Below are 14,294 nucleotides of genomic sequence, written 5' to 3' on the forward strand. Positions count from 1 at the left end.
ACCGAACTGATTGTGCCTGTAAGTTTATGAGCATAGTTATGGAATTAATATTGGGAAGGTTTATACTTATTTATATAATTTGAGAAGGAGTGATTTTATGTCAAACGAGTATAAAAAGGATCTAACCAATCTAACTAATGAGGAGTACGAAGTAACTCAACATGCTGCCACAGAACGTCCATTTACTGGAAAATATGATAATTTTTACAAAAAAGGTGTTTATGTTGATATTGCTAGTGGTGAACCACTATTTTCGTCAGCTAAAAAATTTGATGCTGGTTGTGGTTGGCCATCATTCAGTGAACCAATTGCTAAGCTAAAAGAAAAACGTGACACTCGCCTAAGCCGTGAACGGACTGAAGTTGAAAGTAAAGATGCTGGGTCACATTTGGGTCACGTTTTTACTGACGGTCCTGAAGAATTGGGTGGCTTGAGATATTGTATCAATTCTGCTGCTTTGAAGTTTGTTCCTTATGAAGAGATGGACGAAAAGGGTTACTCAGATTATAAAAAATACGTTGAGGACGGGGATGTTGAATAATGAAACAAGAAACTGCAATTTTTGCTGGTGGCTGTTTCTGGTGTATGGTCAAACCGTTTGACGAGCAACCAGGCATTATCTCGGTTATTTCTGGTTACTGTGGGGGTCACGTTGAAAATCCGACTTACGAACAGGTCTGTACTGAAACAACTGGTCACGCTGAATCAGTGAAGATAACTTTTGATGCTGATATTATTTCTTATAAGCAATTGGTTGAGATTTATTGGCAAGTGGCTGATCCAACTGATGCTATGGGACAATTTCAAGATCGTGGCGATAGTTATCGTCCAATTATTTTCTATGCTAATGATGAACAAAAACAGATTGCTGAAACTTCTAAGAAGGAATTAGCTGAATCTAATATATTTGATGGACCAATTGTCACTAAAATTCAACTGGCTACACCATTTTATGAAGCTGAGGACTACCACCAAGGCTTTTATAAGAAAAATCCTGAACGTTTTGAACTTGAAGAGAGTGGCGGACGAGCTGATTTTATGAAAAAACATCGGAAATAAGCTGAAAAAAATATCAGTTGTGCTAATATGTTTAGGTAACTTAAGACAATTAGGAGAACTTTTAGTATGGGTGAATTAGATAAGCTGATCGAACGGCATCAGTACTTATCCAAAGTTTCAATAGCATTTTTATATTCAATTGCGGTATCAATTGCGGTTAACATGTTCTGGACACCAGGTGGAATTTATGGATCTGGTGTTACCGGTGCCGCCCAATTGATTTCAACAATTTCACATCGTTGGTTGCCATTTAATCTATCGACAGCCGTGATGTATTTTGCATTAAATGCACCACTATTTGTATTATCATGGCGCAAGATTGACCATAAATTTACCATTTTTACAGTAATTGCAGTCGCTTTAGCCAGTATGATGATGCATCTGCTGCCACCAATTAAAATTACGGCTGATCCATTAGTTTGTGCCATCTTTGGTGCAGTTGCGAATGGATTTGGTACTGGTATGGCATTGAGAAATGGTATCTCGACCGGTGGAATCGATATTCTAGGAATTATTTTACGTAAAAAAACCGGTAAGAGTGTCGGAACTATTAATATCATGTTCAATATTTTGATTGTAGCTTTAGCAGGACTATTATTCGGCTGGGTCCATGCACTCTATAGTGCGGTCAGTATTTTCATTAATGGTCAAGTCATTGATATGATTTATAACAAAGATCAAAAACTCCAAGTTATGATTGTCACATCTAAACCCAAAAATGTTATTACTCAGATTCAAAATGAAATGAGACGTGGTATTACGATCGTTCATGATGCTGAAGGTGCCTATAAGCACGAAGAAAAAACCATTCTCTTTACAGTTATTTCTCGGGCTGAATTAGGTGATCTGGAAACAGCAATGTATAAATCAGATCAACATGCTTTCGTGAGTGTTACCGATACTGTTAAAGTTATGGGAAGGTTCTACCAGGCCCATATATACTAGCTTAATGCTAAAAATAGACTAACCATTTTTTGTGGTTAGCCTATTTTTTAGCATTAAGGAAAGATAAGTTTATATACCATCGATGGTAATAATATTGAACCAGTGGACGACGGGGGATTGTCAGCGGGAAGTGCTTGGTATTCCGATAAGGTGGCGACGATTGGTTCAGAGAATAATGCGGTTAAATACTACCATGTTGCCACGAATGAATGGGTCAAAGCTTCTGATGGCAGTACTATTTTCGAGCGTGAGTTAGGCCCAAAATCTAGCTGGCTATTTAGGTACTAACAATGATTCGACTGGTTTTTATCGAGTCTCGACCAATGAATTTGTTGATCCTAAAACAGTCCTTTTACAAAAATAATCAATGCTATAATTTAGTAAACTAAGTAAAAGGAGTGTATTTAAATGATAATTGGTTCACACGTGGCAATGAAAGCTCCTAATATGTTAGCGGGCTCAGCCAAAGAGGCCCATAGCTATGGTGCTAATGCAATGATGATTTTTACCGGTGCCCCTCAAAACACCCGTCGTAAGGATGTTTCAGAGATGAATATTGAAGAAGGTCAGCGTCTACTAAAACTATATGGTATTGATCACATTATTGGTCATGCTCCCTATATTGTTAATTTAGGTAACACGGTTAAGCCGGAGAAATTACCGTTTGGCATTTCTTTTATGCATGATGAAATTGCTCGAGCTGACGCCTTGGGTATCGAAGCCTTGAGTTTCCATCCGGGTGCCCATCTAAAACAAGGTCCAGAAGTTGCTATTAAACAAATTGGTCAAGCGTTGAATGAAGCGATTAGTTCGGATCAAAAAGTTTCGATTGCTTTAGAGACAATGGCTGGTAAAGGTACTGAAGTTGGTATTACGTTTGAACAATTGGCTGAAATTTTTGACAATTGTCAACAAAATGATAAATTATCAGTTACGATGGATACTTGTCACATGAGCGATGCTGGTTATGATGTTAAAAATGATTTTGATGGTGTCTTAAATGATTTTGATCATATTATTGGTTTAGACAAATTATCAGTGATTCATTTAAATGATTCCAAGAATGAAATGGGCTCACACAAAGATCGACATGATAATATTGGCTTTGGTAAAATTGGCTTTGAAGCTTTGAATTACGTTGCCAATCATCCACAATTGGAAAATGTTCCTAAGATTATGGAAACACCTTACGTTAAGAAAGATGAGAACGATAAAAAAGGTATTGCACCATATAAAGCAGAGATTACGATGTTACGCGCACAGGAATTTGATCCTCAGATGCGTGAAAAATTAATTAAAGCATAAAAAATAGCACATCAACTTAAAAATTGATGTGCTATTTTGTTAAAATAATGATTAACTCTTTTGATAACCGTTAAAATTAAGTTTCTCCATAATAATAGCGGCGGTTTCTTCAATTGAACGATCAGCTACATTAATCACTGGACAACCGAGTTTAGCGTAAATTTTATTTGAGTAGTCTAATTCTTTTTGAATTTCACTCTCATCGGAATAAGTTGTGTCTGGATTTAAACCATAAGCAATCATTCTCTGGCGACGAATTTTCATTAAAACATTCATATCATTAGTTAAGCCAATGATTTTTTTAGGGTCAACCTTCCATAATTGCTCTGGGAGCGTTGTTGTTGGACCTAGTGGTAAATTGGCCACCTTGATGTTTTTGTTGGCTAGATAGAGTGATAGGGGCGTTTTAGAGGTTCTAGAAATCCCTAAGAGAACTAGATCCGCCTCGAGAAATCCTTTAGGATTTTGACCATCATCATTTGTGACGGTAAATTCCATGGCTGAGATCATATCGAAGTAATCTTTATCAAGTTCATGAAGTAGTCCCTTTTTACGAAGTGGCTTTTGGTGAGTCATTTGTGAAAAGGTACCGATAATTGGATTTAAAATATCGTAGTAAACAATACCGTGAGTTTGGCAAAACTCATTGATAATATCGCAGATTTCAGTCGAGACAATTGTGTGTAAAACGACTGCTTTTTCACTTTTTGCGAGATTTAAGATGTTTTTTAGCTGTTCATCCTTTTTTATGAAAGGATATTTTGTATAGGTAGTATCCATCTCTGGAAATTGTGCGAATGCTGCTCTAGCAACTCTCAGGGCCGTTTCTCCAACGCCATCTGATAAAACAAATACGTTCAATTTTTGATTCATAATAAATTCCTCCAAAAAAATTTAAAAAAATATTTGAACATTGCCATCTTTTTGTTATAATAACATATGAACTGCAAGAGACATAGACAGTTACGTTAACAATCGAAGGGAGGGATTATCATATGGCAAAAACCGTCGTTCGTGAAAACGAGTCGCTTGATGATGCTCTTCGTCGATTCAAACGTTCCGTATCAAAGAGTGGTACACTTCAAGAATATAGAAAACGTGAATTCTACGAAAAGCCAAGCGTCAAGAAGAAGTTAAAGTCAGAGGCTGCTCGCAAGCGCAATAAGAAACGTCGTTAAGAGACTGTTTCGAAAAGGTTAAAACATTTATGTTTTAACCTTTTTTTTGTCAAAAAAATCGTCCAATGTGCTATCATTCAAGGTAATAATAGGAGGTTTCGCGTTTGGCAGAAAAAGAAGAATTAACTAAAAAAAGCATTCAAATCAAAAATCCTCAAAATGCTATTAACCTTTTTGGTGTAAATGATAGTAATTTACATTTAGTTGAGGAAGGCTTAGATGTCCAAATTAATGCATTCGGTGATCGTTTAGACGTAACCGGTGTTGATGGTAATGTTAATAACGCTGTAGCATTGCTCAAGAAATTAATGGAATTGGCTCATTCAGGAGTCAGTCTAGGCTCAGCTGATATCGTCAGTGGTTTGCAAATGATCGAACGTGGCACTTTGGAATACTTTGGTGATTTATACAAAGACGAATTAATCAAAGATTTCAGTGGTAAACCAGTTCGAGTGAGAAACTTTGGTCAAAGACAATATGTTAATGCCATCAATCATAATGATATTACCTTTGGTATTGGACCAGCTGGTACTGGTAAGACCTATTTAGCAGTAGTTATGGCTGTTGCGGCTTTGAAACAAGGCAAAGTTCAAAGAATTATTTTGACTCGTCCAGCAGTTGAGGCTGGTGAAAGTTTAGGGTTCTTACCAGGTGACTTGAAGGAAAAGGTTGATCCTTATATGAGACCTATCTATGACGCTCTATACGCTATTATGGGATCAGATCATACTAGTCGCCTATTGGAACGTGGTGTGATTGAAGTCGCTCCCTTAGCTTACATGAGAGGCCGTACGTTGGATGAGGCATTTGTCATTTTGGATGAAGCCCAGAATACAACGCGTGAACAAATGAAGATGTTCTTAACTCGTTTGGGATTTGGTTCTAAGATGATCGTCAATGGTGATATCTCACAAATTGATCTTCCAGGACATGCCAGAAGTGGTTTAGTACAGGCCCAGGCAATTTTGGGTAATTTACCACATGTTGAATTTGTTAACTTTAGTTCCGCTGATGTGGTTAGACATCCAGTAGTGGCTGAAATTATTGATGCGTATGAGGATTCAGATAAAAAAGAAAAATAACTATTGGGGTTTTTATTATGGACTTAGAAATTTACAATGATGATAATTTAATTGATCAAACCAGAGAAAACTGGGTCAAAGATATCGTTCAATTCACATTCAACAATTTGAATCTTAAAGATAATACACAATTGTCGATTCATTTTGTTACTAAAGATAAGATACATGAAATCAATAAGGAATATCGTGATACTGACCGTGCGACTGATGTTATCAGTTTTGCTATTAATGACGGTGAAGATTCACTAGATTATTTGGAAGCACAGATTCCTGATTTACCACTTGATTTAGGCGATTTATTTATTAGTGTTGAAATTGTGGATGAACATGCTAAAGATTATGAACATTCATTTGATCGTGAACTTGGTTATACGATCGTTCATGGAATTTTACATTTAAATGGCTATGATCATATCAAACCTGAAGAGGAAAAAGTTATGATTGGTTTACAAGAAAAAATTCTTAGTGCTTATGGCCTAGAAAAATAAAAGATTTAATAAGAATATAAGGAGAAATATCTTATATTCTTTTTTATTAGCATTTTGTTATACAGTTTGACCAATCTCTTGTATTATAATTAATAGTTGAGATATACAAAAAAGGAGACTGAATCTAGTGGAAATTAATGAGAAGCAATTATTTGATGTAGCAAATAAGGCCATGGAAAACGCCTATGCTCCTTATTCACATTACACAGTTGGCGCTGCTATTCTCTGTGATGATGGAAAAGTTTACTCTGGTGTTAATGTTGAAAATGCTTCATATGGGTTAACCAATTGTGCCGAACGAACGGCTATCTTCAAAGCTGTTTCAGAAGGAGCTAAGCATGTTTTGGCGATTGCCATTGTCAATGGTACAACTGAAATGTCGAAGCCTTGTGGAGCTTGTCGCCAGGTTATGAGTGAGTTTATGGGACCAGACGATCTAGTATTTTTAACAAATAGTCAGAATGACTACAAAGAATTTAGCTTTAAAGAAATTTTGCCACTAGCATTCAGTGATGAGGACATGGAGTAATTATGGATAATAAAACTTTTAAATCGGGATTTGTAGCAATTATTGGACGACCTAATGTTGGTAAATCAACATTTATGAATCGTATCATCCAGGAGCAAATTGCTATTACATCACCAAAACCCCAAACAACACGTAATAAAATTCAGGGGATTTTTACTGACGATGACCGTCAGATTATTTTCTTGGATACACCTGGTATTCACAAGCCACATAATGATTTGGATCAATACATGGATAAGGCTGCTATTTCTGCACTTAAAGAAGTTGACGCCGTACTATTTATGACTGAGGCGGGTGAAAAATCAGGCCCTGGTGATAAATTTATTATTGAAGAACTAAAAAAAGTTAAGGCACCAGTATTTCTGATTCTTAACAAAATTGATTTGATCAGTCCCGACGATATTGCCCCTCAAATTGATGAATATAAAGATTTGATGGACTTCGCTGAAGTTATTCCTATTTCAGCTTCACTTGGAATCAATGTTGATGATTTAATGAATACCTTGACAAAAGATTTGCCAGAAGGTCCTAAATACTACGATGATGATCAAATTACTGATCACCCTGAATACTTTATTGTTGGTGAATTGATTCGTGAAAGAATCTTGGAGGATACTCGTGATGAAATTCCTCATTCAATTGCGGTGGTAGTTGAATCAATGAATCAACGTAGTGAAGCCGGCAAACTTCAAGTGGAAGCTAATATCTATGTTGAACGTGATAGTCAAAAACCTATCGTTATTGGTCGTGGCGGTTCAATGCTGAAGAATATCGGTATCGGTTCACGTATTAAAATCGAACATTTGCTTGGTGAAAAAATCAATCTAAAACTTTGGGTTCGTGTTAAGAAAAATTGGCGTGATGATCCAGCCTTCCTAGCTAGTGCAGGTTATTCAGCTAAGGATTTAAATAGTTAATGGCCCAAACACCAACTAATTTCTTTGGTATTGTTGTCAGAAGACAACGATATAAGGAAAGGGATGCTTTGGTGACGATTCTGACAAAAGAATATGGCTTTAAAACATTCTTAGTGAGAAGTACTCAAACAGCAAAATCCAAAATATCAGGTTCGGTGATAACTTTTTCTTACGGTGAATATTCTGGGATTATTAAAAATGATGGATTATCATATTTGAATTCAGCCAGTAATATCAAGCAGTTTGATGAGATCGTTAAAGATATTGAATTGAATGCTTATGCCACATTTTTGTTTGATTTGTTGCATGAGGCTTTTATTGATGATCCAGTACCAGATTATTGGTATCGTAAACTCTTTAAAGCCTTGTTATATATTGACAATGGCTACGATGCGCAAATTATCGTTAATATTATGCAGATGCAGCTGTTAGAGGCCTTTGGGGTTGCTCCCAATATGGACTCCTGCGTTGTTGGTGGCGAAACTGAAGGTGTGTTTGATTTTTCAGTTCTCTTAGGAGGACTGATTTGTTCGAAACATTTTGATGATGACATTCATCGATTGCATATACCCAAAAGAATTGTTTATTTCTTGCGATTGTTTAGTAAAATCAGCTTTGATCAGGTTGGTAAAATTGAGATCAAAGAGAATAACAAAGATTTGATTCAACATGCAATTGATGCCATTTATCTGGGGACTGTTGGTTATTATCCTAAAAGTAAAACTTTTATCGATAAGATGAAACGTTGGCATATATAGTCAATTGACAATTTATCAAAAAATGGTTATATTGATTAATGTTGAAACAGCGACGGAGAATAGTGAAAGCTTCGATTAGATTTATGGCGTATTATTCATTTGAATATAAAAGAGCAGGGCGTAAGTCCTGAATTAGGGTGGAACCGCGAATACTCGTCCCTTGCAGAAAGTGCCTAAGTGTACACTGCAAGGGATTTTTTTGTGCTTTTGCCTGAAGGGAGAAACAATGGTTAAGAAGTTAAATATACAAAATATGATTCTCACACTTCAAAAATTTTGGGGTGATAAAGGTTGCATGTTGATGCAAGCTTACGATACAGAAAAGGGTGCCGGAACGATGAGTCCTTATACATTCCTTCGTGCTATCGGACCAGAACCTTGGAATGCGGCTTACGTTGAACCTTCAAGACGTCCAGCTGATGGTCGTTATGGTGAAAACCCTAACCGTTTGTACCAACATCACCAATTCCAAGTTGTTATGAAACCAGCTCCTGAAAACATTCAAGAATATTATCTAGATTCACTTCGTGCTTTAGGAATTGAACCACTGGAACATGATATTCGTTTCGTTGAGGATAACTGGGAAAACCCATCAATGGGTTGTGCTGGTGTTGGTTGGGAAGTTTGGCTTGATGGTATGGAAGTTTCACAATTCACATACTTCCAACAAGTCGGAGGACTTCAATGTCACCCAACGACAAGTGAAATTACATACGGTGTTGAACGTCTAGCATCATATATCCAAGATGTTAATTCAGTTTATGATCTTGAATGGGGCGACGGCGTTCTTTATGGTGATATTTTCAAGGAACCTGAATATGAACATTCAAAGTATTCATTTGAAGAGAGTAACCAAGATATGTTATTTAAGTTTTTTGATGAATATGAAGCCGAAGCTAATCGTTTGATGGATCTTGGGTTGGTTCATCCAGCGTATGATTACATTTTGAAATGTTCACATACATTTAATTTACTTGATGCCCGTGGTGCTGTTTCAGTTACTGAACGTGCTGCTTTCTTATCACGAATTAGAAAGATGGCCCACAAGGTTGCTAAGGCCTTTGTTGACGAAAGAAAGAAACGTGGTTTCCCACTTTTGGCCAACAGTAAAGCGGTAAAGGAGAATGAAAATGACTAAAAATTACTTACTAGAAATTGGTTTGGAAGAAATGCCAGCTCATGTTGTTACAAAGAGTGTTGACCAATTAGCTCAAAAGGCTGAAAAGTATTTGAAAGAAAATCGTATTTCTTTTGATTCAGTTGAAAAATTCTCTACTCCTCGCCGTTTAACGATTCTTGTTAAAGATATTGCTGAAAAACAAACTGATATCGATGTTAAAGCTAAAGGACCTTCCAAAAAGATTGCTCAAGATGCTGATGGTAACTGGACCAAGGCTGCTCAAGGTTTTGCCCGTGGACAAAAGATGACTCCTGATGATATTTTCTTTGAAGAATTAAAGGGTGTTGAATATGCTTATATTCAAAAGCATGAAGACGGTCAAAAGGTTGAAGCTGTATTGAGCCACATGGATGAGGTTATCAAATCAATTACTTTTCCAACTAGAATGCGCTGGGGTTCATACGATTTCGAATATATCAGACCAATCCACTGGTTAGTTTCATTGCTTGACAGTGAGGAAGTTCCGGTTAAAATTCTTGATGTCACTTCTGGTCGTATGACTCGTGGACACAGATTCTTAGGCCAAGATATTGAAATTGATGATGCTAAAAACTACGTTGAAAAATTAAAATCACAATTCGTAATCGTTGATGCTAAAGAAAGAAAACAAGTCATTGCTGATCAGATCGATAAAATTTCTAAAGATAATGACTGGGATATTGATGTTGATCCTGATCTACTTGAAGAAGTTAATAATTTAGTTGAATATCCAACTACCTTCTATGGTTCATTTGACAAGAAATATTTGGAAATTCCCGAGGAAGTGTTGATCACTTCAATGAAAGATAACCAAAGATATTTCTATGTTCGTGATCAAGCTGGCAAACTAGCTCCTTACTTTATTGGAGTTAGAAATGGAAATACTGAACATATTGAAAATGTGGTTCGTGGTAATGAAAAAGTTCTTGTAGCCCGTCTAGAAGATGCTGATTTCTTCTTTAAAGAAGATCAGAAGAAGACTATTGCTGATTATGTTGAAAAATTGAAGTCAGTTAACTTCCACGTTAAGATTGGAACAATGTTTGAAAAAATGGCTCGAGTTCACCAAATTGCTGAACACTTAGCTAAATTATTCAAACTAGATGCTACTGAAACGAAGGACTTACTTCGTGCCAGTGACATTTACAAATTTGACCTTGTAACTAACATGGTTGATGAGTTCCCTGAATTACAAGGTGTTATGGGTGAAAAATATGCCGAAATTATGGGTGAAACTGAAGCTGTAGCCCATGCTGTTCGTGAACATTACATGCCAATTTCTGCTGAAGGGGATGTCCCTGCAAGTAAAGTCGGTGCTGCCTTAGCTATTGCTGATAAGATCGATTCATTAGTTACTTTCTATGCAGTTGACCTTATTCCTAGTGGTTCAAATGATCCATATGCATTGCGCCGTCAAGCTTATGGTATCGTTAGAATTCTCGATCAATATCAATGGTCATTAAATCTGAATGATTTACAAGATTACTTGAAGACTAACTTGACCGTTCCAGCTAAACTTGATTTGGCTAAGAATGAAAAAGCTATTGATGATTTCATGATTGATCGTGTTCGTCAATTGTTGAACAAGAAGGGTATCAAGAATGATATCGTTGATGTCGTTGCTTCAGGGTCAAACGCTGATCCAATCGCTATGATCGATGTCGCACAGGTTCTTCAAAATCATACTAAAGATGATGATTTCAAAGTTATCATGGAGGCACTTGGACGGATTGTTAACTTGTCTAAGAAAGCTAAGTTTGGTTACTCAGATGACTTAGCAGTTGATGATTCATTATTTGAAAATCCTTCAGAAAAGGCTCTTAAAGCTGGTGTTGCTAAAGTCAGTGATGATAGTGCAGAAGAATTATTCAATCAATTGGCTGCATTACGTCCTACAATTGATTCATATTTCGATGAGAATATGATCATGGATAAGAACGAAGCTGTTAAGAATAATCGTTTGACACAATTGGTTATTGCTAACCATTTGATTGCTAACCTGGGTGATCTTTCGAAGATTGTTACTAAATAATAATAATTGAATTAAAAAACGTTTTGACCATTTACAACAAGTGGTTAAAACGTTTTTTTGTATCAATCGTTGAATATTTTAAAATAATGATTTTATTCAAAATTCTTTTACTATTTGAATAAAGGGGTATCATAACTATTGGAATATGCGATTATTTCTTTTTAATTATGATGAAATAACTAGAAATAAGGAAATGAGAGAATAAGTAATGGCAGATCAGAATGTGTTGGCTAGTAGAGAAGCGTGTTATGAATATTTCATCAAGAATATAGATAGTGTTGGCGATGAATATATCACTTATCAAAAGGGTGGCGTCCAATTACAGGGAGTCACTGGGGCAGATATTTATTTCAAATTGATGGATGGATATTTGTCAAAGGTTTTGGATAACGTTGATCATTTAGATAGTCGATCACAGTTTTATGTAAATGATGATGTAACATCTCATAAGACAATGTGGTTTTCTTATACTGATGATATAGATGTGACTGTTAATGTGGAATTTTCTAAAGATGATACTGTAGAACAAATATTTGATGCTTATTCCCAAGGTTATAAAAGGGCTATAGCGGCTAAAATAGAAAATGGTTACTATGGTGATGCTAGTGTAGCCATACAGGATCGTGATAATTAATAATAAAAAATAGATCCTTTGTATTAATTAGCAATACGGATAATAGAGTCTGTTAAGTTAATTAAATACAGAGGATTTTTCTGTTTTAGTTGCTGAGCTCAATAATTAGAATGTCCAATTAAAGCATTAAATACTAAATTGAATTTTGAAATAAAATATTTAAAATTTAATTGTAATATGCGTGACTTTTAAAAAATAGTGTGTATAATTAAAAGTTGACAAGTGACCAGTGACCCCAGTCTGCACTTTTGGCGGGGTTACTTTTTTATTTCTATCGTCACTGGTGGAATAATTCAACATGTTTGTGTTCCTTAATTGGATGTGTTAGATTATGTTTTCTATTTTTATAAACATTCTATGAGGAGGTGACGGCCATGGCAACTCGAATTCCGCAGGAATTCATTGATGAAGTTACCTCAAAGACTAATATTGTTGATGTTATTAGTAAGTACGTGCAATTAAAGAAGTCTGGTAAGAACTTGTTTGGACTCTGTCCGTTTCATGAAGAACGAACTCCTTCGTTTTCAATCGCAGAGGACAAGCAGATTTTTCACTGCTTTAGTTGTGGTCGTGGTGGTAATGTTTATAAGTTCATTATGGAGATGGAGAATAAAAGTTTTCCAGAAGCCGTAATTGAAGTTGCACAGATGGGTAATATTTCAGTTCCAGATCAATACGAATCCAAGAATACTCAATACGAAAATTCTGACAGTCGAACATTATTAAAGATGTATGCTGATGCGGCAAAGCTTTACAGTCACATTTTGATGAAGACTGAAAATGGTACGCAAGCTCTAAAGTACTTGAATGATCGTGATCTTGGTGATGATTTGATTGATACCTTTGGCATTGGTTATGCACCTAATAATAATAATTTATTATTACAATTCTTCAAAGATCGTGATATCAGTGAAGATGTCCTACGTAAGTCAGGTCTGTTCGCTGAAAATCAGGAGGGTGAGTTATTTGATCGTTTTCGGGATCGAGTAATGATTCCAATTACTGATGAGTCAGGAAATATCATTGCTTTTTCTGGTCGGATTTTGGATAAGGAGGCTTCAACAGCCAAATATCTTAATAGTCCAGAAACGCCAATTTTTAATAAGGGTAAAACATTGTTTAATTTAAACAATGCCAAAAGAGAAATCCGTGAAAAAAGTAATGTGATTTTATTTGAAGGATTTATGGATGTTATTAGTGCTTATAAAGCCGGTGTGACCAATGGTGTTGCATCTATGGGTACTAGTTTGACCGATCAACAACTGTACGTCTTGAGCCGCTTAACGGATAAAATCAATGTCTGTTATGATGGTGATGATCCGGGAGTTGAAGCCACATATCGTGCTTTGACACAGTTGACCGATGATCGTTTCACTTATGGTGTTATCAGTATTCCTGATAAAAAGGATCCTGATGAATATATCCGGAGTGAAGGGGCTGAAAAATTTCAAAATTTAACGAATAACGGTGTGCAAACGCCAATTTCCTTTATTTTGAATTACTTTAAGCGTAACTATAACTTAAATAATGAACATGATCAGTTAGAATTTTTGAATCAATCTTTGCATGAAATTGTGAAATTACAATCACCAGTTGAAATCGATATGTATGTTGGCCGAGTGGCTGACGAAATGCAAGTCTCTAAGGAAGCTATCAATAAAGAATTAGATGCACTGCGTCGTCAAGAAGCAATTCAGAAACCGGCTAATAACTATAAAGATGTTCAACAGAAAGCCTTGCAACAAGTTACGGCGACAGTTAAGCCTAAATACAATCGTTTGGAGAAATCGGAACGATACTTGCTGTATTGGGCAATCAACTATCCAGAAGTCAGAGTGAATTTGAAGGGTGACGGTTTTCGTTTTGTTCATCAGGATTATCAGCGAATATTTGATGCATTATTAGCATATGTGGAGCAAGAAGATATTAATGATGAAGTTAATGTCTCCGATTTCATGAATGTTTTAGATAATGACGATAAAAATTTGTTGGCTGAATTAGAAATGATGAATATGCCTGATGAATATAGTGATCAAGAAATTGAAGACTATATCAACAATATTAAAAATTCTGATTTGGAGTCGCAATTGGCTGATATCAATGAACAATTGAAGAAGGCAGCAGTGGTCGGTGATAATAAATTGCAATTAGATTTACTCAAGCAATTGGTTGAGGTTCGAAGAATCCTTAGCAATTAAGCATACTGGA

The 14,294-nt window shown here is 35.9% G+C and carries 16 protein-coding genes; 15 read left to right on the plus strand and 1 reads right to left on the minus strand.

What is annotated here, in order from left to right:
- The first annotated feature begins 97 nt into the window (after positions 1 to 97).
- From msrB to IV57_RS01765, 5 genes are all read left to right on the plus strand, one after another.
- On the plus strand, positions 98 to 541 hold the full coding sequence (msrB, locus tag IV57_RS01750) for a peptide-methionine (R)-S-oxide reductase MsrB (protein WP_057879772.1): 444 nt from the start codon (positions 98 to 100) through the stop codon (positions 539 to 541).
- The gene (gene msrA, locus IV57_RS01755) at positions 541 to 1,059 is read left to right on the plus strand and encodes a peptide-methionine (S)-S-oxide reductase MsrA (RefSeq protein WP_057879773.1); all 519 of its coding nucleotides are present in this window, start codon (positions 541 to 543) and stop codon (positions 1,057 to 1,059) included. Before msrB ends, msrA begins: the two co-directional genes overlap by 1 nt.
- Before the next feature lie 66 nt (positions 1,060 to 1,125).
- Positions 1,126 to 2,004 carry a YitT family protein gene (locus IV57_RS01760; protein WP_057879774.1) on the plus strand — a complete coding sequence of 293 codons (879 nt, stop codon included), beginning with the start codon at positions 1,126 to 1,128 and terminating at the stop codon, positions 2,002 to 2,004.
- Between the two features lie 117 nt (positions 2,005 to 2,121).
- A complete protein-coding gene (locus IV57_RS13100; RefSeq protein ID WP_157051880.1) occupies positions 2,122 to 2,292 on the plus strand; it encodes a hypothetical protein in 171 nt (56 codons plus the stop codon).
- Positions 2,293 to 2,412: 120 nt separating this feature from the next.
- Complete coding sequence (locus tag IV57_RS01765) at positions 2,413 to 3,309, plus strand: deoxyribonuclease IV (protein WP_057879775.1); 897 nt, start codon at positions 2,413 to 2,415, stop codon at positions 3,307 to 3,309.
- 51 nt (positions 3,310 to 3,360) lie between these two features.
- On the opposite strand, the gene IV57_RS01770 is transcribed toward IV57_RS01765, so the two are convergent.
- Positions 3,361 to 4,182, minus strand: coding sequence for a pyruvate, water dikinase regulatory protein (locus tag IV57_RS01770; protein WP_057879776.1), 822 nt, complete (start codon positions 4,180 to 4,182; stop codon positions 3,361 to 3,363).
- A gap of 122 nt (positions 4,183 to 4,304) precedes the next feature.
- On the opposite strand from IV57_RS01770, the gene rpsU reads away from it, so the two are divergent.
- The 10 genes from rpsU (at position 4,305) to dnaG (ending at position 14,284) form a co-directional block, all read left to right on the plus strand.
- On the plus strand, positions 4,305 to 4,487 hold the full coding sequence (gene rpsU / locus IV57_RS01775; protein WP_057879777.1) for a 30S ribosomal protein S21: 183 nt from the start codon (positions 4,305 to 4,307) through the stop codon (positions 4,485 to 4,487).
- A 104-nt stretch (positions 4,488 to 4,591) separates the two neighbouring features.
- Positions 4,592 to 5,569 carry a PhoH family protein gene (locus IV57_RS01780; RefSeq protein ID WP_057879778.1) on the plus strand — a complete coding sequence of 326 codons (978 nt, stop codon included), beginning with the start codon at positions 4,592 to 4,594 and terminating at the stop codon, positions 5,567 to 5,569.
- A gap of 17 nt (positions 5,570 to 5,586) precedes the next feature.
- A complete protein-coding gene (gene ybeY, locus IV57_RS01785) occupies positions 5,587 to 6,057 on the plus strand; it encodes an rRNA maturation RNase YbeY (RefSeq protein WP_057879779.1) in 471 nt (156 codons plus the stop codon).
- Positions 6,058 to 6,184: 127 nt separating this feature from the next.
- The gene (locus IV57_RS01790) at positions 6,185 to 6,586 is read left to right on the plus strand and encodes a cytidine deaminase (RefSeq protein WP_083488857.1); all 402 of its coding nucleotides are present in this window, start codon (positions 6,185 to 6,187) and stop codon (positions 6,584 to 6,586) included.
- A 2-nt stretch (positions 6,587 to 6,588) separates the two neighbouring features.
- Positions 6,589 to 7,503, plus strand: coding sequence for a GTPase Era (gene era, locus IV57_RS01795; protein WP_057879780.1), 915 nt, complete (start codon positions 6,589 to 6,591; stop codon positions 7,501 to 7,503).
- Positions 7,503 to 8,261, plus strand: a complete 759-nt coding sequence (recO, locus tag IV57_RS01800; protein WP_057879781.1) for a DNA repair protein RecO — start codon at positions 7,503 to 7,505, stop codon at positions 8,259 to 8,261. Before era ends, recO begins: the two co-directional genes overlap by 1 nt.
- Positions 8,262 to 8,487: 226 nt before the next feature.
- Complete coding sequence (glyQ, locus tag IV57_RS01805) at positions 8,488 to 9,399, plus strand: glycine--tRNA ligase subunit alpha (RefSeq protein WP_057879782.1); 912 nt, start codon at positions 8,488 to 8,490, stop codon at positions 9,397 to 9,399.
- On the plus strand, positions 9,392 to 11,452 hold the full coding sequence (gene glyS, locus IV57_RS01810) for a glycine--tRNA ligase subunit beta (protein ID WP_057879783.1): 2,061 nt from the start codon (positions 9,392 to 9,394) through the stop codon (positions 11,450 to 11,452). The genes glyQ and glyS overlap by 8 nt, the downstream gene beginning before the upstream one ends.
- Positions 11,453 to 11,660: 208 nt before the next feature.
- A complete protein-coding gene (locus IV57_RS01815; protein WP_057879784.1) occupies positions 11,661 to 12,086 on the plus strand; it encodes a hypothetical protein in 426 nt (141 codons plus the stop codon).
- Positions 12,087 to 12,460: 374 nt separating this feature from the next.
- Positions 12,461 to 14,284, plus strand: a complete 1,824-nt coding sequence (gene dnaG / locus IV57_RS01820) for a DNA primase (protein WP_057879785.1) — start codon at positions 12,461 to 12,463, stop codon at positions 14,282 to 14,284.
- The last annotated feature ends 10 nt before the right edge of the window (positions 14,285 to 14,294 follow it).

It is taken from the genome of Companilactobacillus kimchiensis, assembly GCF_001438805.1.
GTDB classification, from domain to species: domain Bacteria; phylum Bacillota; class Bacilli; order Lactobacillales; family Lactobacillaceae; genus Companilactobacillus; species Companilactobacillus kimchiensis.

Excerpts from the sequence above, each read along its gene's own strand:
- glyS (WP_057879783.1), top strand. The coding sequence starts at position 9,392 with ATGACTAAAAATTACTTACTAGAAATTGGTTTGGAAGAAATGCCAGCT.
- rpsU (WP_057879777.1), top strand. The coding sequence starts at position 4,305 with ATGGCAAAAACCGTCGTTCGTGAAAACGAGTCGCTTGATGATGCTCTT.
- glyQ (WP_057879782.1), top strand. The coding sequence starts at position 8,488 with ATGGTTAAGAAGTTAAATATACAAAATATGATTCTCACACTTCAAAAA.
- ybeY (WP_057879779.1), top strand. The coding sequence starts at position 5,587 with ATGGACTTAGAAATTTACAATGATGATAATTTAATTGATCAAACCAGA.
- msrA (WP_057879773.1), top strand. The coding sequence starts at position 541 with ATGAAACAAGAAACTGCAATTTTTGCTGGTGGCTGTTTCTGGTGTATG.
- era (WP_057879780.1), top strand. The coding sequence starts at position 6,589 with ATGGATAATAAAACTTTTAAATCGGGATTTGTAGCAATTATTGGACGA.
- IV57_RS01765 (WP_057879775.1), top strand. The coding sequence starts at position 2,413 with ATGATAATTGGTTCACACGTGGCAATGAAAGCTCCTAATATGTTAGCG.
- IV57_RS01760 (WP_057879774.1), top strand. The coding sequence starts at position 1,126 with ATGGGTGAATTAGATAAGCTGATCGAACGGCATCAGTACTTATCCAAA.
- dnaG (WP_057879785.1), top strand. The coding sequence starts at position 12,461 with ATGGCAACTCGAATTCCGCAGGAATTCATTGATGAAGTTACCTCAAAG.
- recO (WP_057879781.1), top strand. The coding sequence starts at position 7,503 with ATGGCCCAAACACCAACTAATTTCTTTGGTATTGTTGTCAGAAGACAA.
- msrB (WP_057879772.1), top strand. The coding sequence starts at position 98 with ATGTCAAACGAGTATAAAAAGGATCTAACCAATCTAACTAATGAGGAG.
- IV57_RS01770 (WP_057879776.1), bottom strand. The coding sequence starts at position 4,182 with ATGAATCAAAAATTGAACGTATTTGTTTTATCAGATGGCGTTGGAGAA.
- IV57_RS01815 (WP_057879784.1), top strand. The coding sequence starts at position 11,661 with ATGGCAGATCAGAATGTGTTGGCTAGTAGAGAAGCGTGTTATGAATAT.